Here is a 23,020-nt window from a genome sequence, read left to right as displayed (position 1 = left end):
TACAACACCTTTGCAAATATTGCAAGTATAAAAATTATAGGTTTACCTTAAGCTTAACACTACCTTGATGACTTCTATAATGTTTATTTAGATAATAATTATAATCCAACGAAACAGTAGTATTTTTGATACTGCCTATAATACCCGTTCCTAAATTATAGGATGTTTTCGGTTGCTTCGGTATTAGATAATCATGTTTGAATGTATTATCAAATATTTTAACAACTCTATTTATTCTTTGGGTTTTCTCTTTAAAATTATGTTCTACCGCTCCTTGGAATGTTAGACCTAAATCATTAAATTTTAGAGCATCTTTTAAAGGTACTGTGACTTTAGTACCGACAATTCCAGACAATATATTATTCTCTTTCATTGTAAGAGCTATTTCTTGTACGTTAACACCGATTTCATTATATACCCCGTCTCGTGACTTCCCGTATCTTAAACCGATATTTGGGGTAATAACGAGCTTGCTCCGCAAAAGATAATTATAATTCAGTAATGCTTCCGCATTATAACTATGATTACGATGTTTTATATTACTTCTAATTTTAGTATCACCATATGAATAAGTTGTTTTATCTTTAATAAAGTTTTTAGAAGCAGATACTAAAGCTTGTAGTGCAAAATTCTTCGGTAATTCCTTTTGTCCGTAAATAGAAACCACATGACTATTAATAAGTTCTTTATCATTATTTTTACTATTTTTAAATTTAAATACTGAATGAATATTACTATAAGCTATACCTACTATATTATTGTCGATTTCAACATCGAACCCGATAGTGGCACCTTTGTTAGTACCTCTATAGCCGGTCATATTCTCAACGCGTCCATGATTATTAGTGCCGTACATACCACGCATCCACAAACCTCTTTTTACATGAGACTCTTCTTCATCACCGGCTCCCACTGCTACCGTATTATTAGACATATTCATAGATGCATCTAATCTGTTACGAATCATATTATTTACAATAGTATTAACAACTTTCGCTTGATTTAAAGTAGGTGGGTTTTCTAAAATTTGCATTTGCATTTCTTTTTTTGCTTCCTGTTCAAGAGGGATAGCTGTATCAACTTCCGTTATTTTAAGATTACCCCCATCGGAATCAGATACTTGCCCTATTGTTTCTTCTTCCTCTTCAACCCCTGAATCATAACTTTCTTCATCTTCGCTACCATTGCCTAATGCTAAACGTTCCTTTTCTCTATCGTCACTTAATGCTAATGCACACTCATTACTTGATGCAAGTGCAGGTAATGAAGATAATTGTCTACTTACTTCTGTGTCTTCTTGTTCTTCATCTCCTGCAGGTAAGGTAGATTCTGATTTACCATCCGACACTAACATTTCTTGTAACAATGACTGAGCAAGAATATCTGTAGCTTCTTCGCCTGTATACTTCTCTAGAAGTAATGAAGAAATTTTTTCATCATGTTCTTGTAATCTTGCATTTATTGCTAAAAGCATTTTTTCATCTAATTCCTCTACATCCTGTATACGATTACTTATATAAGCTATTGCTTCTTTAATATGATTAAGTTCCTCACTTCTAGAACTTGAGTCAGGCAATTCTTCTATTTTTTGTATTTTATTGCTTAATACTCTTATATAGGTATCAATTTCTATAGCTAGAGTATCTACATCACGACTACTCAAATCATCACCATTAGAGAAGCTGTTTATGCTACCAACTGAAGATGAACATAAAAATACCGGCTTACTCTCAGTTACCTTAGGTTTAGATTCAGTATCTAGATGCTTTATCTCCCCTTCTAACCAAATCTTTTCTTTCGATATCTCAAATACTTCAAGCTTTAACTTCTTAAATTTTGGATCATCGTGACTTAAAGTATCTAACTCCAATTCCTTAGCTTTACAATCATTGGCTATTTTTTCATGTTTAGATTTTAATTCCCCTAATTTCATAACATTAGAATTGTTTAAATCCTCTAAGTCACTAACCGAAGGTGAACGAGATAGATTTGATTCTGCATCACTAAGTACACTGCTTATATCATCAATTAAATAGGAACGTGATATTGATACATCTGTGCTTGAATCTTCATTTAAAGAAAATGCTGCTTCTATGACTTGCCTTTTTTCTTTTAATTGTGATTCTTTTGAAGATAAGTCTCGTGCTTCTATAGCTAACTGCTTAAATTCTAGGTTTTCTGGATCTTGATATTGATTCAATTTGGCAATAGCTTGCGTTTCCTTAATTATTCTAGCTTCCTCTACTTTTAATAGTTTATCTTCTAAATCCAAATACTCTAATTTCTTGTCAAGCTCGGCACTTCTGAATAATGGTATAGGTAATTTTCGTTTACTAGTATTCTCGTAACTTATAGATGGCTTAGGTTGCTCTGTCTTATATATTGCTTCTGATGCTAAATTCTCATAACTAACCGACTCATGTATAGTAGATAATGGCTGTGTACCTTTTTTAATAGTACTATCAACCAAATTTAGTCTACTTTGTGATCTATCAAGTAAAGCTTCAGCTTCTTTTAGTACCTCAGGGGGAGCAGTATTATATATTGAAGCATCTACGTCTGTAAGTTCTCTTACTTCTGATACTCCTAGTTGTTTAAGTTTATTTAATAAATAACCGCGTGTATTTATATCACGAACTTTATTAACCCTTAATACTACTTCTTGATATTGATCATTATCTAAATAAGGTAAAGATTTGGTTATTGTTGGATCTATTGATTCCTTAGGTACTCCTGAAGAGCTTATGGAATTTATAGCATTTATTATAATATTTTTATGATCTTCTCGAAATTGTTGAGCTTGCGGAGAGTTATATAGTGACCCTACATTTATAGGTGGGGTTACAGCTAAATTTTTTAGTAAGCTATTCATATTAGCAGTCGGCAGAGGATGGCTATTTCCCCCATTTGGATTAAATCCAACATCTGTATCTGTTTCTTTACCTAAAGTGCCGCTTGATAAGCTCTCCAAGCCTGAATCCATACTTTTAGAGTCCTCTATTTCTTGACTCGGCAACATTTGCTGCTGAAGTTTTATTGGCACTAAGTACCCTTCTTCATCCTCTGGTTGTTCACCTAAAATTCTCTGAACCCCATGACTTAATGGTATGGTTGGCTTTGCTTTTTGCGGCTGCTTATAAGTAGAACCGGTAACAACAGGAGTTAATAACTCTAGACTTTCCTCTATCTTATTTAATTCATTCATTTCATCTTGCATGGCTCGTAATGCCGTTCTACTTGTTTCTTTTTTCGCACTAGCAGCTACTTCTTTAGCTTTATCTGCTGCCGTTTTTATAGCTTTTTCTTGTTTCTTTATTTCTGATAACTGTTTTTGTGCTTCTTGTTTTTTCTTTTCTCTTTCTATTCCAGCACGACTTTTTCTTACTTTATCTCCGCTTGATTTATTTTTATTAAATATACCTTGCCGAGCCTCATTAATTCTTGCTTGCTGTGCTTGAAACGCACTAACTTTGGTTGACGCCATTATAACCGGAACTGTTTCCTGTGATTTTATCGAAACTTTATTTGCTGGGATATCTATTTTTTCTATTTTCTGAAATAATCTATCTGCTTCATTGTTTTTATTTGTTAACTCTTTTTCAAGCTTCTTTATTTTATTTTTATTTTCACTTATTTTGATTTTTGTTTCTATCGCTTCAGCTCTTGACTTGAGTGCTTCTGTTGTTTTTTGTGCTGAAGTTAGCTGCGTATACAACTTCTCCAATGGTTTTTTATTTTTTTTACCTGTGGTATCTTTAATAGCCTGTGTTACTTCAGCTAACTTGATTCCTATCATCTCATTAATTCGTGATATATTACTTACCATTCCTACTGCAATTTCAGTACTGCTTTTTTTTATAGGCAACGGTACAAACGTCGGCTTCGTTGAAACTTCTGGTTTAACCTGTGAGCTAGATTGCGCTGCCTGTTGTTGCGGGTCGCTACTGCTAAACGATAATCTTCGTGCTACCTTTGAGTGTGTGTTTATGTTTGGTGGTGTATTAGCTCCTAAACTATCATTTGGTTTAGAATCTGGAGTAGGCTGATACGGGGTCGCCAGTATTGATGATGGAGTACTACCAGGTGCCGTAGTATAATGTTCAGGTGATGTCAGGGTAGTATTTGATGTATTAGGTGCAGTGACAAAACTATTTGAAGTTGGGCTAACAGTAGGCGAAGACGCTGTTATTATAATCTCTGATTTTTGAGGCACTTGTTCTGTCGATTCAGGAGTATAAGTATTTTGACTTTGTTCCGTTTTTTCAGTGCCTACAAATGTTTTGCGTTTAGTAATTGGTCGTACTTTTCTTGCTTTCCCGACATTAGACTTACTACGCGCTACCACTTTATAATGATCCTCTACAGGAACATCTTTTAATAGATTAGATGCCTTAGGTTTGTTAGATATTTTTATTTCTCTTATTTCAGATGGAGTATATGTGTTTATTTCTGGTTCCGGTACAATTACTGTTCCTATCTGCTGCGGGGTATTTGTCGTATCTTTGTTTCCGTTTAATTGTGACGAGTTATTTAACAATTTATTACTGAGGTCGATACAAAATGCTTCTTTACTCATCGCTATACCCTCAAAAGGTATTGCTATTATTGCTCCTACTGAAATAGAGGCAAACAGAGAATATTTTAAAAATCTTGATCTTTTTAGTAAATGTTGTTCTGTTAACTTATTCATTACAAATATCTCAAATTAAATTTTGTATACATAAACTAAACGTTGTAACAAATAAGTTAATAAAAAGCAATATATAAGTTAATTTAACTTATAATTACAATTACAAGAGAATTTTATTCTAATTATTGAAAATATAACAGATATGATGTTAATGAAAACATTACAATATTTTAAAATAACTTTGGAAACAGAGTATAATAATTTAAATATTTGGTATTTTGTTAGTTTTATTTACGGTATTATAGTTTTTGCTTGATTTTGAGCTTTCATTTATAACAATTTTTCATTTTTTGTGTTTGTTTAATATTAACCTTTACTAGAAATTCTAATATATTTTTACAGTTTACTTACTGAATGATTATTGCTTTTATTTTTGGCATATTCATCTCTAAATATCGTGTAACAAATTTACATAGCGAAATGCTTTATAAAGCTATCATTACTAAAATTAGCGGTAAAATAGAATCGATAAAACCAACTATTATAGGAGGATAAGTAGTATTAAGTCGCATAAAGATAGAAAAAATTAATCGTAACTTACAAAAAGTTAAAATTAGTATACCGAAAAAATATACAAGAAATTAGGGTAAATAACCGAATTACTTTGTTTGCTAAGCTCTATAAGCCGCAAAATAGTATACTACCCGGAGGTTATGATCTTGGTTTTTACGCTTATCTATCGGATATTGGAGCAAACGGCTATGCGATGTCTGAGCCGCAAATTATAGAACGTAATGACATAAATTTTAATAGTTTTATTTATAGAGTGCGTTCCTATATTTATAATAATTTAATAGAAAAGCTAGGAAAAGATAAAGGGAATTTTGCAGCTGCAATATTACTTGGCAAGACGAAAGGTTTAAACAGGCAAATAATGCAGGATATGAGGCAAAGCAGTATATATCACACGTGCTTTGTGTTTCAGGATTGCATCTATCTTTAGTCGTGATGATTACTTTCCTTACTACAAGGTTTTTATTAAATTTTTCAAATTATTTTGCATATAATTTCAATATAAAATTAATCTCTGCTTATTGTTTGCTAATAGGAAGCTTTGGTTATTTATAGAACTAAGTGGTATGCAAAATAGCAGTGACTAGAGCTTTTATTACTGCTGCAATTTTTACTTACGGTATTATTGGATGCTCTTGCTTTCCCCTTCGTTCACTTGCAATTGCGGCTTTTATACTTTTATATTTTATAATATTATCGTTAGATCCCGAATATATTTTTCATCCAAGTTTCCAATTATCTTTTATCGCCGTATTATCGCTTGTTGCCGGTTATGAATTTTACTTAAAGAATTCATGGTTACTTGAAGAAAAGAAAGGCATTTTTGGAGCAGTAAAATTTTATACAGCCTCAAATATTTATTCAAGCTTCTTAGCAAGCATCATAACGGCACCTGTAGTAATTAATCAATTCTTTATATTTGCTACTTACTCAGTACCAGCTAACCTCATTGTCATTCCGATAACGTCATTTTTTCTTATACTGCTTGCTTTGTTATCTCTGCCTTTTACCATGATCGAGTTTGATAACTATATCCTAAAGCTTATGGGATTCTTTATTGATATAATAATAAAATCAGCCACCTATTTTAATAGTGTACCGGCTGCTGTATGGTATTTCGGTTTATTACCAATTTCAACATATTACTCTTTTTATTCGGCTTTTTTGGATTTGTATATGGAAAACTGCTTGGCGTTTGCTTGGTCTCGCAATCATGGCAATATCTTTTATATTTATGTTCTACTCCCCAAAGCCGGAATTAATATTTGATGCAAATCATATGGCGGTAGGCGTTAAAGATAGAGAAAATAAACTAGTAATACATGCTAATAAAATACCTGCTTTCAATAGAACTTACTGAGCTAATTGGTTTGGACAAAAAGATAGTATGGTATTACCTTTAGAGAATAATATTTTTTAACCAACTACGGACAAAAAATTGTCATTAATAAGATAATCATTGTGAGAAAGCTGAAATTCATATTAATCTCAATTATAAATCTAAATGCCGCGGGAGCTTAATAACAATTAATAAAGATTTTGTTAAAAAAGCCCTGTTATACTTATCTTTTGCAATAAAAAGGAATATACGGTAAAATCTTAGTACCGGATTGTTTTTGTTCTATATCATTCCCGCTTGGCATTGTTGCGTGGATAGGTTTATCCGTCATTGCGGGGAAAAACTATAAGTTTTGACGAAGCAATCCAGTAAAAAATGCTAGTTTTTAACATTGATGACATCAAAGTCTTTTTAAAAACTATCCGATACTTTAGGTAAAATCGAGTAATGCAAGTTACACACAAAATACTAAAAATCCCCTCAAAAGGATATAGAAAAATCTTACGTCTCTTAAATGAAAAAGGACAAGCAAGACTTATAGGCGGCTGCGTACGTGATGCGTTACTAGATCTCTTGCATAACAAAGCTAATAAAGAGGAATTTGAAGGAAACACGGAACATAGAATCGCAATGTACATAAACGTACGTGAGGATTCGAGTACCGGATCGATGTACAAATTACCTTTAGAAGCAAGTTATCCAAGAGATCGACTTGGGAAAGGTAGCTACGATATAGATATAGCTACTAATTTGACACCTAGTGAAGTAACAAATATTTTATCTGAAGCTAAAATAAAAACTATTCCGACCGGTTTAAAATTCGGCATGATTACGGCTATTTTAAATAATGAAAAATTTGAGATTACAACTCTTAGGAAAGATATTGAATGTAACGGCAGACATGCCAAAGTAATATTCACAAACGATTTTGCTGAAGATGCCGTAAGACGAGATTTTACTATTAATGCTTTAAGCTATTGTCCCTTTAAGAACGAGATATATGATTATTTTGAAGGGTTTAAGGATTTGCAGCAGGAAAAGGTTGTATTTATAGGGAAAACTCTAGATAGAATTAAAGAAGATTATTTGCGAATTCTACGCTTTTTTCGGTTTTCTAGCTATTATGCGAATCAGCTTGATGATAGCAGTTTTAAAGCATGTAAAGCTTTAAAAGACGGCTTAAAAACTTTATCACGAGAGCGAATTAAAAGCGAAATGGATAAAATTATTGTTTCAAAAAGAGCAGCACAAATTTTAAAAGCTATGTTTGAAATAGGAATATTAGAACTAATATTCTCTATCCAAAATTATGAAATAAAAATTTTTAAGCAGGCAAATGATTTTAAATTAGAATTAGTTACTCGATATGCACTCTTATTATATTGTCAAAAAGATTTAAATTTAAAGGTCTTTCTAGATTGGAAATTCTCAAAACATGAAGCAATGCAAATATTATCAATAACGAACTTTCTGAATGACGCTAAATTTAACATGAAAAAAATTTGGTTTGAAAAAAAGAATTATAAGGAATATTTATTAGCAGCTAGCATAATTGGTAAATTAAATCATTCACAAGTAAAAGAATTTATCCTTAAATATGATGTGTTATTACGTCCTAAATTCCAAGTAAACGGTAATGACTTGTTAAATATGAATATAGAAAAAAAAGAGATAGGAGCAAAACTAGAATATCTAAAAAATTTTTGGATAGAGCAGGATTTTAAACCTAGTAAATTAGAGTTGTTGGCGAAATTATGAGAGCTAGTATGTCAAACCCTCATTGCGAGGAAAAATTGAAAATTTTGACGAAGCAATCTCGTGCCAAAATCCTGAGATTGCCACGCTCCTTTCAGTCGCTTGCAATGATGATCTGGTATCAACACAAGCAAGCCTTCGCAGAGATGACATACCTAGCATTACTATTCCTTACATTCCTCAGCCTTACTAGCTATGCTAAGCCTAAAATAGTTGTAAGTATTACGCCAATCGGCAGTATTGTTTCGATGCTTGTTAAGGATAAAGCGGATATCGAGAGCTTAGCTATTAGTAGTGACTGCCCACATCATTATAATTTAAAACCTAGTGATTTAGTAAAAGTCAAAAATTCTGATATAGCAATTTATATTAATGAACAATTTGATGGTTTTGCCGAGAAATTAATTGATAATCATAGCAAAAACATTATAAAAATCAGTGATATTAAATCTTTAACCACTATAAAAGATAATTGGCATATTTGGCTTGATCTTAATAATGCTGTGATTTTACTACAGGAATTTGCACGAATATTTAGTGAAAACTTTCCTGAACTACAAGAAGATATTAATAATAACCTTTCAACAGCACTTAAAGAATTAAATAAACTACAAGAGATTAAAAATAATGAGCTTGCAACGATAAAAGACGTAATTTTATTAAGTGACAGTAGCGAGTATTTTTTTCTTAATACTAATAAAACTGCAAAATTATATAGCGAAAGTCAAAAAAGCCTCCGATATATAAGCAAGCTAGAAGATTTAATTAAAGAATCTAATAACAAATGTCTTGTTTTAAGTAATGAACAAAATTCACGGTTATACGACAAATTAAACGCTAAAATAATAATATTAAATAGCGAAAACTGGAATGTGCAGAATATAGGTTCCAACACTTTTCAGAATCAATATTTACAAATGATTTATCAGGTTAAAAAATGCATACACTAAATAGCGAAGAAGAGACAAAGAAGCTTGCAAAGCTTTTAGCACAAAGCTTAAAACCAAATGATATAGTTTTACTTAACAGTGACCTTGGAGCAGGTAAAACATTTTTTTGTCGTGAAATTATTAAATATTTTTGCGGTGAAAATACAAGCATTATAAGCCCGACTTTTAACTTACTGCAAACGTATAAAGCATCTAACTTCACTATATATCACTATGACCTGTATCGTCTTAAATCACCTGAAGAAATTTATGAACTTGGATTTGAAGAGGCATTAAACGGCAATTTAATTTTAATAGAATGGTCTGAAATTATTAAGCATTTACTTACTCCGCCTTTAATCGAAATAAATCTAGAAGTATTAGATAATAATAAACGTTTATGTAGTATAATACATAAAGAAAATTCACAAGAATCTTCCCTTATTGATTTTTTACAAGATTCTCCGCTATTCGATACAAAACTTGATATTCAAAGAGATAAAAGCCCTACTAGAAAAGTTAAGTTATAATTATGAACTATTTAATTTTTCTTTTAAATAATTTATAAACTTCTCCATCATTCCTTTTTCCTATAAGAAAGATATTTAATATCTTATTTAAAAAATCCTTACTCTCTTCCTTTGATAAAAAACCACTTTTACTCGCCTTTTTTGCTTGCATTGCCTAATACATATCTTCAAGCTGATTAAATTTCTCATATTCTTCATGTGATATAAGAACAACTATGGGTTACCGTATTATTAATATCTAACTAATCAATTGTCATGTAATAAAAACACCTTTTCAATAGGAAGTAATTTTAATTCCGGTAACATCTGCATAATTAAATCTATTCCGGCTTTTTCGTTACTATTTTACCGTGTACCAATATAAAAGAACCATTTTGAACTTTTTCACCTTTAGCAAGCCATGCATTACTCCCAAGCAGAATAAATCCCAAATCTTTTAGTTCTTCTATTAATGTTTGATCAGAAACTAATCCAGAAAAACGAAAGAAAGGTGACAGAGCAATATTATAACTTACTAATATTTTCCCTGTTTCTAATATGCTTCTAATACTTCATTTTCAAAATCATCTTTATTGGAAAGAAGGAAATTATCTTCAAGAGGTTTATCTTTAAAATAAGGATGACTAAATGAATGACTAACCCATGTTATTTGTAAATAACTGTTTTCTTGTTGTTTTAATAACCACAAGAATTCTTCTGTATACTTATTAATCCATAATCCTGAAACACATATAATAGGTTTATTTAGTTTGATCGATAATTCTACGAGCTTTTTAAAAAAATCTTCTTCAAAGCTTTTGGAAGAGGTAAAATTACCAGCTATTGTAGAGCTATTTCAGTTTTAAAAGAATTCGGATCTACTAAAATGAAATATGATTTTTCATTATTTAAATAAGAACGAACAGCAATTCTTATTTTTTTATTTTCAGCAATTAAAGACAAAAACACCGGTTTATAATCAGTTATAATTACTGCTTTTTCACTTGCATAGCTTAAACTAAAAAACAATATTACAAAAATAAAACTTAAAATTCTTTTAATTTATTCGTCTCCATAACGCTCGTATAAAATTCCGCAATTTTCTCTTTTACAGCTAGAGGATTGTTCATTAAATTAACAGTACCTCTAAACTCTGCTGAATTCGGTAAACCGCTACTATACCAGCCAATATGCTTACGTGCAATAGGTATGCCCACAGATTCACCATAATAATCAAGTATTGCCTCATAATGCTCGGTTACAATATCTAGCTGCTCTGCTATAGAGGGAGCAGATTTTTCTTCACCTGTTTTAAGATAATGATCAATTTGCGAAATAAGCCAAGGTTTGCCATATGCTCCTCTACCGACCATAATACCGTCTGCACCGGATTTTTGTAGGGCTTCTTTTGCCTTAGCAAAATTAGTAATATCACCGTTAGCAATAACCGGAATCTTTACCGATTCTTTAACTGATCGTATAAAATCCCAATCGGCATTACCGGAATAAAACTGACATCTAGTTCTACCGTGAACGGTAACCATCTGAACACCTGAGCTTTCAGCAATTTTGGCTAAAGTTGGAGCGTTTTTCGTATTATCATCCCAACCCATACGCATTTTAACGGTTACCGGCAGCTTAACCGCTTCAACGGTAGCTTCAAAAATTTTAGCTGCCAGCTGCTCATCCCTCATTAAAGCTGAGCCTGAATAACCGCCTACTACTTTTTTCGCCGGACAGCCAAAATTAAGATCGATAATTTTTACCCCCATACCCTCATTCATTTTAGCAGCTTCTGCTATCACATTCGGCTCACAACCTGCTAACTGTACGCAAGCACTTGTTGCATCATCACCACGCATAATGGCACTTTTTTTTAGTGACTGCCTAGATTCCACAATCATTGCTCTACTTGCTACCATTTCAGAAACTACAAGCCCTGCACCAAATCTTTTCACCAATCTTCTAAATTCTAAATCCGTAACACCCGACATTGGAGCTAGTATAATATTTGAAGAAAGCTCAATATTGCCGATTTTGATCATAAAAACCGTTATAAAATAAACACTCATAATATCATAATTAAGTATTTTTGTCTAATATTACTAATTAAGAATAGACAAAAACCGATTAATCTATTATAAATTATAAGCTTAAGTTATATTTCTTCATCCTAATAAATAAAATAATAGTATAGACGAATATCAACTTAGAAAAGAGCAAGGAGTCTATAAGCCGAGGAGCAGAGCACTAATACATGAGTATCTGAGGACTTACAAAGACAACGAAGCCAATTTTTCAAGTTCATCGAGTATATACGGCCACGTAGCTCAGTCGGTAGAGCAAAGGACTGAAAATCCTTGTGTCGTTGGTTCAATTCCAACCGTGGCCACCACCACTCCTTACTTTAAACCCCGTTGTTTTATATCTTCAATTAAATTTCTATTTCATCTGTAAACTTATTTTTGTAATTTTAATTAACTTTAGGTTAATAAGGATAAATTACGTTTACACGTATAAAAAACTTTTGGAATACATAAAGAATCAACACCTGAAGAATTATTATATAATCAACTAATATCTTTACTAGAAAAATTAACACATATATACACGCAAAAGATGAAGATAAAAAAGAAGTTGAAAAATTAATTGATAAAATAAAAAATACTAATTTAATCAATCCGATGAGAATGGTAGTAATACAGACTTAATTTTAGCTGCTGATACAAGTTTAGAAGAAGCTTGTTTAAAACTTATTCCTAAGATGTCGAGGCTATTAATACGATCGAGAATATATGTGGTAAGCCTGCATTAACAAAGGCTACGTGGCGTGATTTAGATAATGTTCGTATAGAGCTTATTCCAAGAATATTTGAGGAAAATATTAACGCTATTGATAAATTCAGAAGGACATTGTTAATGCTTGCAGCCAAAAAAGGCATGATAGCAGTTTCTCTAGAGTTTACTAAGCTGCTGTTACCTGAGATGATTATTCGTGCTGATAATAATGGGAATACGGCTGCAAAAGCATTTGCTGAGGTAAGGGAATTATTGCAAGAAAAACAACAAAACTTATTAAAAAATTTAGCTTCATTTCTAAATAAAACTTTTTTAAATAACAATGGCTTAGATAATTTTTTTAAAATTGCATATGCTACAAAATTCTATAAAAAAGTGAAAGTAAATAAGGAACTATATCATTCTCATCATAGATAAAAATTTTAACTAAGTTTAGATACAATACAGCGCCAAGAATAATTAAACGAAATAAACCAAGCAATGCTTTTAAAAGTTGTTTATCAATTATAAGTATAATTTTCGGTATGATAAATTGAATAAATTTCTAATTAATTAATAGCTATTTCTACTGTTCTAGTGTTCATAACGGCTTAGTTCTTCTTAGTTAAACTTAAATGATTCAAGTTTGATCACCAAGAAGCTAAGTTAAAGCCCGATTGGTGATCAGGGAGTTAGAAACACCGTCAACAAGAACAGCTAAGTAGTTTTTAGGCTTAAAGTTAATACTCTAAGCCCTGAACATGACTACTACCTCCCCGACCGTAAAATATCGAGGAATAAATCAATTTAACAGTGATTTTACCGCCTGTTGATGGAGGTTTCTATACCCCAGAACAACCTTAGCTGTTCCAAGGTGATCCTAAGCAAAATTTTAAATAAGTCAATATGATTATTGATTTCAAAAATTGGTATTGCTCACATGACTCGTTCTATGTCATTCCCGCTTTCGCGGAAATGATATCGAGCAGGTTTTCCGAGCCATGCAATAAAGCTTATAGTCGTTTGTAATGACGATACCAATCTTTATTTGCAATACCTTTTATGCTATCTGTAAAACAAGATTAAAGCGAATAGCGGGTTATCCACTCGCGTTGTTATAATACAAGGCTATCATTAGAATCATTTACTCCTAGTCCTGCAAGCATTATATTCTCCATTCTCGTCACATAGTCACAAATTGCAGAATAATCTGAATTTATTAATGCTTCTTTTTGTTCAGCTGTGATATCAAAACTTAAAGCTGACATATTATGATCATCAATAAAAACTGTTCTATCATGATTCTGAAAACAACTTATCAAGTCAGAGCTTGTGAGAACTTCAGCTAATGTATATAGTTGATCCACAACAGTAGTATTATCCACAAACGGTTTAGATTCTGTACCATTCTGATAAGCTTCTAATATTTCTTTATTGATTGGTTTAAACACAAGAGTTTTATAATTTTTATTATCTGTTTGAGGGAGACTTCGTGCTACAGTTTCATCATCAAACGCCTCAACCGGATAATTATTCGTAACTCCACCATCCACATATTGAAACTACTTCTTGAACAGTTTTTGTACGGGCTAAAAATATATAAGAAAAGCCCCCGAAGCGTATACACGAATTTTACGACTTTCTCATCAGGAGCATTTTCATAAGATAGAATTTCCGGAAATTGAGTACTGAGATTAGTACACACTACGTATAAATCTATATTTGTTTTTTGACTGTCATGTAGCTTTAAAAGTAATATCGGGGTCAAATCCCTTGTCTTTTAATATTGCCCTAAAAATTCTTCCAGATATTTCTCAGAATTTAACCCTCAATTTTCTTAAGTATATCCTCAATTTCTTCCGGTTGATATCCTAGCGTTATGGAGAAAGCAGCTATTGCACCACCGGAAGCTCCAACTACTTTCTGGATATTTTTTTAAACAATCTTTGTCTTTTAATGCCTTTAGGGCCCCTGCATACGCGATGACTTTTACTCCACCACCTGCAAAGGCTAAGTTGTTTATTTCTAACATTTTCAATACCTTGATTTAGTTAATAATAATTTAGGCTTTATTAAAAGAAATTAGATTATTAATATTTAAAAATTGATAATATTTGTACTAAAACAGCTACTTTTATTTCAAAAAAACTTTATAATTCAGTAACAAAAAATAGCTACAATATATTCTACTTAATTCTTCTTAATAAAACGTAAATTAATATTTGTGACTTTTTATCTATTTTTTTCCTAAATCTTACAATCAAGTAGACGTTGTTGCGTGGATCAGTTTTTCCGTCATTGCGAGGAAATTGCATAGCAATTGACGAAGCAATCTCAGGAGTTTGTTATTATTTCATGAGACTGCCACGCAGCCTACGGCTGCTCGCAATGACGATATCATTCTTTACTTAGCAATACCTTTTATGCCACCTATAAATTTTGTTGCATAATAAAACTATCACTTATATACTATCGCTAATGATTAATTTGCTTAAAGTTATATGGTAAGTAGTAATTTTTATAAAAATCTAGGGCCACGAAAACTAACGGCAATTATAGATTTTTTACACGATATTATAGAACCTCCTAAGATTCATGAAGATATAGCTATTTATGATATTAAAATTCTGCAGGAAGCATCACCAAATGATATTAGCTTTTTAAGCAATCCTAAATACTCCGAATTTTTAAAAACTACCAAAGCTGCTGCTTGTATAGTGCCGAAAAATTTTACGGGAGAAGCAAATCCAAATACTGTTTTATTACACGCCCAGAACTCATATTTTGCTTATGGCAAATTAATAGATTTTTTTTATGCTCCTATTAAATCACACCCTGCTAAAATAATGAAATCCGCTATTGTTGCAGATTCGGCGACTATCGGAAAAAATTGTTATATAGGTCACAATGTAGTTATTGAAGACGATGTTATTATAGGTGATAATAGTATTATAGAAGCTGGAAGTTTTATAGGTAGAGGCGTAAATATCGGCAGAAACGCTAGAATAGAACAACATGTTTCAATAAATTATGCAATTATAGGCGACGACGTCGTAATACTTGCAGGTGCAAAAATTGGACAAGACGGGTTTGGATTTTCTACCGAAAAAGGCATACATCACAAAATATTTCATACAGGGATAGTTAAAATTGGCAATAATGTTGAAATCGGTGCAAACACTACTATTGATAGAGGATCACTTCAAGATACAATTATAAAAGATTTATGCCGCATAGATAATTTAGTACAAATAGGACATGGCGTCAAAATAGGTAAAGGTTCTATTATCGTAGCACAGACAGGTATAGCAGGAAGTAGCACGATCGGTAAATATTGTGCTCTTGGAGGGCAAGTAGGAATCGCCGGACATCTAAATATAGGCGACGGGGCACAGGTAGCGGCACAAGGCGGTGTAGCACAAAATATAGAAGCAGGTAAAATTGTCGGCGGCAGCCCTGCAATTCCTATCATGGATTGGCATAGACAATCTATTATTATGAAACAATTACTAAAGACCTCTAATAGCAAATTGAAAAAGTAGCTTGCTATTAAAAAGAGCTGTGTTGTTTCATGAATACCTGAGTCGTCATTATGAGCAACCATAGGCTATATGGCAATCCAAAAAAATTAGCAAAAAGTGCTGATTTTAGTACTTTATTTCATAATTTTCTCACAATGACGGAAATTTTACATTAAAGAAGAGACCTAAATAAATGATCATAGATATTACCGAAATCATGGATTGGATACCTCATCGCTATCCATTTTTATTAGTAGATAGAGTACTTAAAATCGACCCTAACAAATCAATAACAGGTATTAAAAACGTTACTGCTAACGAACCGCAATTTACAGGACATTTTCCAACAAGGCCTGTTATGCCCGGTGTTCTAATAGTTGAGGCTATGGCACAATTAGCTGCTATATTAGTTGCTAAATCTTTAGGTTCTACTAAGAATAAAGAAGTGTTTTTAATGGCTATCGAAAATGCAAAATTTCGTAGAATTGTTCAGCCGGGGGATACTATGCATATCCACGCTGTTATTGATCAGCAAAGAGCTAACGTATGGAAATTTTCAAGTACGGTTACGGTCGAAAGTGAAATAGCTGCAGAAAGTAAGTTTACCGCAATGATTAAAGATAAAACATAGGGACATATAGTGTCAAATTCTAATATCCATACTACAGCTGTAATTGCAGAAGGTGCAAAGTTTGGTAAAAACATAAAAATCGGACCGTATTGTATTATAGGTCCTGAAGTTGTGCTTCATGATAATGTCGAGCTAAAATCCCATGTAGTAATTGAAGGGATTACCGAAATCGGCGAAAATACCGTAATCTATCCTTTTGCATCAATAGGTCAACCTCCACAAATCTTAAAATATGCTAATGAGCGATCCAGCACGATAATCGGCTCTAATAATACTATTAGAGAATATGTTACGGTACAAGCAGGAAGCCAAGACGGCGGAATGGTGACAAGGATAGGAAATAATAATTTATTTATGGTCGGCGTCCATATAGGTCATGATTGTAAAATCGGCAATAATGTAGTATTTGCTAATTATGTAAGCCTAGCAGGTCATATTGGGGTAGGTGATTATGCAATAATCGGCGGACTGTCTGCCATACATCAATATGCTAGAATTGGTGAATATTCGATGATCGGTGGGCTATCGCCGGTCGGAGCAGATGTAATACCATTTGGGCTTGTAAGTAGCAAACGTGCGGTGCTTGAGGGCTTAAATCTAATCGGTATGAATAGAAAAGGGTTTGATAAAGTAAAGTCTTTAAGTGCTTTAAAAGCTATTGAAGAAATCTTCTCAGGTGAAAGTAATTTTGCTGAGCGTATAAAACAAGTTGCCGAGAAATATAACAATAATTCTATAGTAATACAAATTATTGATTTTCTTAATCAAGATAGTAGTAGAGCATTTTGTCGTTTTGAGAAGTAAATTTATTTAACTAGCGATATGTAACATTTTGTGTTACAATTAAATATTATAGTATATATTTTAAACAACTAGAAAATTCAGACCTAACCAAAGAAGCTAAACGTCAATGCTTATTAGCTAGTAAAGAAAACAATCCTGATGCCGACTTATGGTTAAAACACAATGAAGAAATTTGGTTAGATGAATGGAAATAATAGAAATAAAAAAATATTGTTGCTTGGTGTAATATCTAGAGATTATGGTAAACCTCACCCCGCTGTTGTTGTTCAATCTAGTTTATATAAAAATCATCCTAGTATAACAGTTTGCCCTCTAACAACGGATTTAATAGATGCCCAAACTTTTCGCCTGTTATTGACTCCTACAGAGTTAAATGATCTTAATTTAGAATCTCATATTATGGTTGATAAAATTCAAAAAAAATTGGTGAATTATCACCTGAACAACTAGAAGAGTTAATTGAAGCTATTAAATCATGGATGAATTAGCCACTAATTTTTTTTCTTGCAAAGAGTTTTGGCGTAAACGAGTTTTCAAGCTCTTAAAATCAACTATTTCTGCATTTTGATTTTGCTGGCTACATGCAAAAATATATTTCTGCTCTCCTTTAACTTTTTGAATACATTGTCCGCAAATTCCTTTCATCATACATTGCATCGATGAATTAACACTAACTATTATTTTTGTATTTTCACTGAATATTTCATTTTTTAGACTTTGCAATTCTTCTATTATTTCAGGAGAAGCATTAATTATTACTATATCCACTGAAACTAATTTACGGATTTTTATATCAGGATAGGTAACAAATATAACTTCATTATTATTTTCTTTTAGAACTTTTAATAAGCCTATATTACCGGCTTCAAAATCAACAATAACTATTTTTTTATTTTGAGGTATTTCTAGCGGCGAACCTGTCGGTCCCATTAAAACTACTTTCTCATTTTCAGATAATGTTTTACATAAGCTAGTAGATTTACCGACTTCAAAAACTATAAAGCTAATTAAGCCTTTTTCTACATCAATATCGATAGGGCTTAAGGCTACAGGCTCTATTAACTTAGCAGCATCTTCAGAATAATTTTGTAAGCGAAAAAACTGTCCGAACTTAAAATTTTTAGCAGCAAGCGGCGAATGAATTATCAACTCAAAAGTTTTATCATCTAAAATATTTATTTTATTAACCCTAGAAGTCAGCAAATAATCAAGCTGCGTACAAAAATCTTTATAACTACCTTTAAAGCTAGGATTATTATTTATAAGCCTTTTGTTAATAGCGTCGTACCCTTCTTTGGTACTAGCAAGAGCCTTCACTACACTACCCGAATATTTAGGATTACAATCACCAAAATAACTATATTTATCCTCATCAAATTGAGTGTTATTTTCTATACCGATTGCCATAATCACGGTTTTGGTTTTGATGTCATTACGAGGAAATGCGTAGCATTGACGCGGCAATTTTGTTAAGCCAAACTCCTGAGATTGCCACGCAGTCTTTGACTGCTCGCAATGATGGTTTCGATTCTCAAACTCCACAGATTCCACATGACCGTACTTATCAACATTAATCCTTAAAGGTTGCATATTTTCCTTAAAATCAACACCAAGTGCTAATGCATATATTAGCTCCTCGTGATTTAATTTATATGCCGGCGAATCTTGCAATCTTCCACGATAGTAGACAGTAGCACCCCCAAGCTTATTAAAAACCTTTCTTAATTCTTCATTATTTTTAGCTTCTTTAAACAATTTTGCATGAGCAATAAATTCTTCAGCTATTTCTTTATCTTCCTCCGTTAAATCTTTTGCCATATAATCTTCAGCAAATTCCTCTACTTGTTTTTTATAGTAATATAAACTTTCCGTTGCTGCATCTAAGGAAGTAAGACCGCCGCCTATTACCGCAATCGGCATCCTAATTACCATATTAGTATTAGAATTTTTCAAAAATGCCCCTCCGCTTTGCAAAGTCATTAAGAAATCAGAAGCCGTTTTTACGCCCTTAGCTTCAAAATTTTCTATATCTAAAACTTTCGGCTGGCCTGCTCCAATGCAAAAAGCTATATAGTCAAAACCCAAATCGAAAGCTTGTTCTTTCGTTATATTAAAATCTAAAGCTACTCCATCATAATATTTGAAATTATTATTTCTCTCTAATATTAGCTGCAATATATCGAGATTATTTTTATCCCACCGAACGGTAATCCCATATTCTGCTACCCCTCCAAATCCTCTTGGCATTCTTTCCGATAACAAATTTTTATATTCATGCCAAAATTTTATAGGCTTATGAACATCAAAAGGCATTAGAGTAATTTTTAAACCGTCAATAGCCACAACATTATGACCTGACCGTAATAAATAATAGCTAAGACTAAAACCTGCAGGACCAAGACCGGTAACTAAAATATTATAATTAGTAGGTTCTTTCGGAAGCGGTGCATAAATATTAAGCGGATTCCAACGAGTAAGCAGTAAATATATCTCTAAGCCGTAAGGTAATTTAAGCGTTTCTTCTAAAATATTTGATTCTATTAATGGGATATTTACCGGATCTTGTTTTTGGTAAATACAAGCTTTTGAGCAATCATTACAAATCCTATGACCTGTTGCTGCAACCATCGGATTATCAATAACGATAATAGCAAGAGCACCTAGGTTAAAACCTTGTGCCTTAACATAGTTCATTTCAGAAATTTTTTGTTTTAACGGGCAGCCTTGTTTTAAATCTGTCATTGCGAACGACTGTAAGGAGCGTGGCAATCTCGTTAAATCTCCTGAGATTGCCACGTCGCTTCGCTCCTCACAATGATGATTCTGAGGTTGCAGCAATCCCTTAGAACAGCTATCCTTATCCTGCTTATGGCAATAAATACAATAATGAGAATGGTTCAAAGCTTCATCTAAATTTAAAAAAGAATCTGTATATTCAAAATCTACTCTCTCATTTTTTTGGGATTTTAATATTTTTTTATCGTCTGTTAGATTTTCTTTATCTAGTTTTTGTGGGAGGTTGAATAGGATATCATCCTGTAGCTTGATACCCTCACACGAATAAACCCTATACGCAGCATACCTAGCTGCTATGTCTAATTCTTCTGCAAAACTTTCTTCTGCCTGTTGCCATATAATTATTTGTTTGGCAAATTCTCTAGAAGTAAAATTCACACCTATAAAATCAGTTAGTTTTAAATACACATCTTCAAAATCAATATCTTTTATTTTTTCCGGTGGATATTTTTTTACGGCAACACGTTGAACAAATTTTCTTTTACATTCATAAATAATATCAAAATCTTTATGTTTTAACCTTGATATCGTTATTTCTTTTGAAATACAAAATAACTCTGCTAAAAAATCGTCTAAATGAGGGGAAATTTTTAGCAAAAACTCGGAATAATCTTTTGGAATAATGGAGAGAGGAGTCGATCTAAATAACATTAAATCTTTATGCAAAGATCTATCGGCTTTAAAGAGATAATCTAAAAATATTTGATCTAATTTTTTAAGTCCGGCTAAATCTAATTCATTAAAATCTAGATTAAAACCAAGTTTCATAAATAATAAATAACTCTTTTAGAAAATTGTCTATAAATTAAATAACTGATACAAACAGTAATAAATGCAACTATAATAGACTTAACTATTAGCATCATATCCGGTAATGTTCCATCAATCACCAACGCTTGTACGGGTCTTATAACTAAAAAGAACGGATTAAATTCAAAATATATCTTTTTAGACTCCGGAATTAGCGAATATGGATAAACTATTGGTATACTCCAATAAATAACTCCAAGAATAACACTCAACATTTGCGGAATATCTCGAATATACGGCGTTAAAAATGCTACTGCGATAGAACCGCTAATCACACATATTATTAAGGGCAAAATTAATATCGGCATAAATATTATTTGCCAAGAAAATTTTTCTGGAAATAACAAAATAAAAGCAAAATACATTGCTGAAAATGAGCAAATTAAAGTATATAATTGCCCTAAACTATCCGCAACGGGAAAAAAAGTCTTAGAAATTCTAACTTTTTTTATTATTTGATCACGTATAACTAAAGAACTTGAACAAATCGTTAAGCTGCTTACTATAAAACTCCACAAAGGAATACCGCCGACTAAGTTCATTACCATAAATTCTCTCGGCTGTCTTAATAAAAAACCGAAAAAATATGAAATTACCATTATGTGAATAAAAGGCTGAATTAAACTCCATAAAGAACCTAAAAAAGAATCTTTATTTTGTCTAATTATAGAAGCTTTAACTAGTAATGCTATTGCCCGCCAGTATTTTTTAGAAAAAAAATACTTTATCATTTATGAATTTCCTTGTTGTTGGTTATAGATTTTAAACATTTCCGATGGTGTACCATCACCTATAATATTGCCGTCTTTTAATAAAATACATCTATCGCAGTTATCTTTTATAATTTCTTCTTGATGGCTTACTATTATTGAAATAGGAGTATTTTTAAATTTATTCTTCATTAAACTAAGAGATTTTTCTATAAAATAACTATCGCCTGCCGCAAAAACTTCATCAAGTAATAGAATCTGCGGATTTTGAAATATCGATACAGAAAAAGCAAGACGTGATAACATACCGGAGCTATAAATTTTTATCGGTAAATCAATTTTACTACCAAGTTCTGAAAAATTTATAATTTCTTTTTCAATTTCTTTGCTATATTTATCCAGTATATTATTATATAGCATTAACATTTTTATATTTTCACGACCAGTTTGCTCAGGCTCAAAACCAACTCCCATATCTATAATTGCTGCAATATCTCCATGAACTTTGACTGTACCGGATTTTAACGGATATATTCCAGCGATTAGCTTTAGAAGAGAACTTTTTCCCGAACCGTTACTCCCTATAAAAGCTATTTTTTCTCCCTCATAACAAGAAAAATTAATATTGTTTAATATAGGTACATTTGGAGAAAGAGAGACTCCTTTTTTCAAGAAGAAATGCTTTAAACCTTGAGCTCTTTTATGAGTATCAATACCTTCAACATAACCATTAGTTACCTCTATAAATACTTTTGGATGGCTAAGTGACATAAAATAAATATTAAATAGATTTGTTAATCCAATCTAAAAGAGAATTTTTTTGTTGCAAACCTACTTGAGTATCTTTTTGTTCACCGTTTTTAAATAACATTATCGTTGGAATACTACGAATACCGTATTCTGAAGGAGTGTTAGGATTTTCATCAATATTCATTTTAAGTACTTTTACTTTGCCTTGTAATTCTTTACTGATTTCATCTATTATCGGTGTTAACATTTTACACGGTCCGCACCATTCTGCCCAAAAATCAACCAGTACAGGTAAATCCGATTCTAATACTTCCTTTTTAAAAGAGCTATCCGTTACGTCATTTGCCATAAATCCCTCTATGTTTTTGTAGCATTGTCCATATGACTTTTATGTTATTCCTGCTTTTAACAACCTTATTGCATAACTCGTTATGTCATCCCCGCGCGTAGGCGGGGATCCAGAAAAATAACTTCAAATATTTATA

At 32.0% G+C, this 23,020-nt stretch carries 17 protein-coding genes, 1 tRNA gene and 2 pseudogenes; 12 read left to right on the top strand and 8 right to left on the bottom strand.

Features of this window, described 5'->3' with window-relative positions; all coding sequences use genetic code 11:
• Nucleotides 1-34: 34 nt before the first annotated feature.
• Nucleotides 35-4,690 carry an autotransporter domain-containing protein gene (locus QUD19_RS02300; protein ID WP_498808456.1) on the bottom strand — a complete coding sequence of 1,552 codons (4,656 nt, stop codon included), beginning with the start codon at nucleotides 4,688-4,690 and terminating at the stop codon, nucleotides 35-37.
• Between the two features lie 354 nt (nucleotides 4,691-5,044).
• Between QUD19_RS02300 and QUD19_RS02295 the strand changes: the two genes are divergently transcribed.
• The 6 genes and pseudogenes from QUD19_RS02295 (at nucleotide 5,045) to tsaE (ending at nucleotide 9,756) form a co-directional block, all read left to right on the top strand.
• Nucleotides 5,045-5,185, top strand: a complete 141-nt coding sequence (locus QUD19_RS02295; RefSeq protein WP_016769795.1) for a hypothetical protein — start codon at nucleotides 5,045-5,047, stop codon at nucleotides 5,183-5,185.
• 109 nt (nucleotides 5,186-5,294) lie between these two features.
• The gene (locus QUD19_RS02290; RefSeq protein WP_498808454.1) at nucleotides 5,295-5,633 is read left to right on the top strand and encodes a hypothetical protein; all 339 of its coding nucleotides are present in this window, start codon (nucleotides 5,295-5,297) and stop codon (nucleotides 5,631-5,633) included.
• Between the two features lie 5 nt (nucleotides 5,634-5,638).
• A pseudogene (locus QUD19_RS02285) lies at nucleotides 5,639-6,472 on the top strand (ComEC/Rec2 family competence protein).
• Between the two features lie 517 nt (nucleotides 6,473-6,989).
• Nucleotides 6,990-8,300 (top strand): palindromic element RPE1 domain-containing protein, encoded by a 1,311-nt coding sequence (locus QUD19_RS02280; RefSeq protein WP_498808453.1) that lies wholly within the window; start codon nucleotides 6,990-6,992, stop codon nucleotides 8,298-8,300.
• Complete coding sequence (locus QUD19_RS02275) at nucleotides 8,297-9,247, top strand: metal ABC transporter solute-binding protein, Zn/Mn family (RefSeq protein ID WP_498808451.1); 951 nt, start codon at nucleotides 8,297-8,299, stop codon at nucleotides 9,245-9,247. Before QUD19_RS02280 ends, QUD19_RS02275 begins: the two co-directional genes overlap by 4 nt.
• On the top strand, nucleotides 9,235-9,756 hold the full coding sequence (tsaE, locus tag QUD19_RS02270) for a tRNA (adenosine(37)-N6)-threonylcarbamoyltransferase complex ATPase subunit type 1 TsaE (protein ID WP_498808450.1): 522 nt from the start codon (nucleotides 9,235-9,237) through the stop codon (nucleotides 9,754-9,756). The genes QUD19_RS02275 and tsaE overlap by 13 nt, the downstream gene beginning before the upstream one ends.
• 246 nt (nucleotides 9,757-10,002) lie before the next feature.
• On the opposite strand, the pseudogene QUD19_RS02265 reads toward tsaE, so the two are convergent.
• Nucleotides 10,003-10,797: pseudogene (locus tag QUD19_RS02265) on the bottom strand (polysaccharide deacetylase family protein).
• Nucleotides 10,782-11,780 (bottom strand): tRNA dihydrouridine synthase DusB, encoded by a 999-nt coding sequence (gene dusB / locus QUD19_RS02260; protein ID WP_498808449.1) that lies wholly within the window; start codon nucleotides 11,778-11,780, stop codon nucleotides 10,782-10,784. The pseudogene QUD19_RS02265 and the gene dusB overlap by 16 nt, the downstream one beginning before the upstream one ends.
• A gap of 274 nt (nucleotides 11,781-12,054) precedes the next feature.
• Here dusB and QUD19_RS02255 point away from each other — a divergent pair.
• Together QUD19_RS02255 and QUD19_RS02250 are read left to right on the top strand one after the other, a co-directional pair.
• Nucleotides 12,055-12,130: transfer RNA gene (locus QUD19_RS02255), tRNA-Phe, on the top strand.
• Nucleotides 12,131-12,654: 524 nt separating this feature from the next.
• Nucleotides 12,655-12,951 carry a hypothetical protein gene (locus QUD19_RS02250; RefSeq protein ID WP_498808448.1) on the top strand — a complete coding sequence of 99 codons (297 nt, stop codon included), beginning with the start codon at nucleotides 12,655-12,657 and terminating at the stop codon, nucleotides 12,949-12,951.
• Nucleotides 12,952-13,628: 677 nt separating this feature from the next.
• Here the strand turns inward: QUD19_RS02250 and QUD19_RS02245 are convergent.
• Complete coding sequence (locus QUD19_RS02245; protein ID WP_498808447.1) at nucleotides 13,629-14,066, bottom strand: alpha/beta hydrolase; 438 nt, start codon at nucleotides 14,064-14,066, stop codon at nucleotides 13,629-13,631.
• Nucleotides 14,067-15,014: 948 nt separating this feature from the next.
• Here QUD19_RS02245 and lpxD point away from each other — a divergent pair.
• From lpxD to QUD19_RS02225, 4 genes are all read left to right on the top strand, one after another.
• Nucleotides 15,015-16,055 carry a UDP-3-O-(3-hydroxymyristoyl)glucosamine N-acyltransferase gene (gene lpxD / locus QUD19_RS02240; RefSeq protein WP_498808445.1) on the top strand — a complete coding sequence of 347 codons (1,041 nt, stop codon included), beginning with the start codon at nucleotides 15,015-15,017 and terminating at the stop codon, nucleotides 16,053-16,055.
• A 172-nt stretch (nucleotides 16,056-16,227) separates the two neighbouring features.
• Nucleotides 16,228-16,665: a 3-hydroxyacyl-ACP dehydratase FabZ gene (gene fabZ, locus QUD19_RS02235; RefSeq protein WP_498808444.1), complete on the top strand. Its 438-nt coding sequence runs from the start codon at nucleotides 16,228-16,230 to the stop codon at nucleotides 16,663-16,665.
• Nucleotides 16,666-16,674: 9 nt separating this feature from the next.
• Nucleotides 16,675-17,469: an acyl-ACP--UDP-N-acetylglucosamine O-acyltransferase gene (lpxA, locus tag QUD19_RS02230; RefSeq protein ID WP_498808443.1), complete on the top strand. Its 795-nt coding sequence runs from the start codon at nucleotides 16,675-16,677 to the stop codon at nucleotides 17,467-17,469.
• A gap of 180 nt (nucleotides 17,470-17,649) precedes the next feature.
• Nucleotides 17,650-17,919, top strand: coding sequence for a type II toxin-antitoxin system PemK/MazF family toxin (locus QUD19_RS02225; protein ID WP_498808441.1), 270 nt, complete (start codon nucleotides 17,650-17,652; stop codon nucleotides 17,917-17,919).
• 18 nt (nucleotides 17,920-17,937) lie between these two features.
• Here the strand turns inward: QUD19_RS02225 and QUD19_RS02220 are convergent, their stop codons facing one another.
• From QUD19_RS02220 to trxA, 4 genes are read right to left on the bottom strand one after another with little or no spacing between them, the layout of a single operon-like run.
• Nucleotides 17,938-21,033 (bottom strand): FAD-dependent oxidoreductase, encoded by a 3,096-nt coding sequence (locus tag QUD19_RS02220; RefSeq protein ID WP_498808440.1) that lies wholly within the window; start codon nucleotides 21,031-21,033, stop codon nucleotides 17,938-17,940.
• Nucleotides 21,030-21,806 carry an ABC transporter permease gene (locus tag QUD19_RS02215; protein ID WP_062811077.1) on the bottom strand — a complete coding sequence of 259 codons (777 nt, stop codon included), beginning with the start codon at nucleotides 21,804-21,806 and terminating at the stop codon, nucleotides 21,030-21,032. Before QUD19_RS02215 ends, QUD19_RS02220 begins: the two co-directional genes overlap by 4 nt.
• Nucleotides 21,807-22,556, bottom strand: a complete 750-nt coding sequence (locus QUD19_RS02210) for an ABC transporter ATP-binding protein (protein ID WP_498808438.1) — start codon at nucleotides 22,554-22,556, stop codon at nucleotides 21,807-21,809.
• A 10-nt stretch (nucleotides 22,557-22,566) separates the two neighbouring features.
• Nucleotides 22,567-22,884, bottom strand: a complete 318-nt coding sequence (gene trxA / locus QUD19_RS02205) for a thioredoxin (protein ID WP_498808437.1) — start codon at nucleotides 22,882-22,884, stop codon at nucleotides 22,567-22,569.
• Nucleotides 22,885-23,020: the final 136 nt, after the last annotated feature.

The sequence above is a fragment of the Candidatus Rickettsia kotlanii genome (assembly GCA_030295365.1).
GTDB classification, from domain to species: domain Bacteria; phylum Pseudomonadota; class Alphaproteobacteria; order Rickettsiales; family Rickettsiaceae; genus Rickettsia; species Rickettsia kotlanii.
The sequence above is the reverse complement of the archived record's forward strand: the minus strand, read 5'-3'. Positions and strand labels throughout refer to the sequence as shown.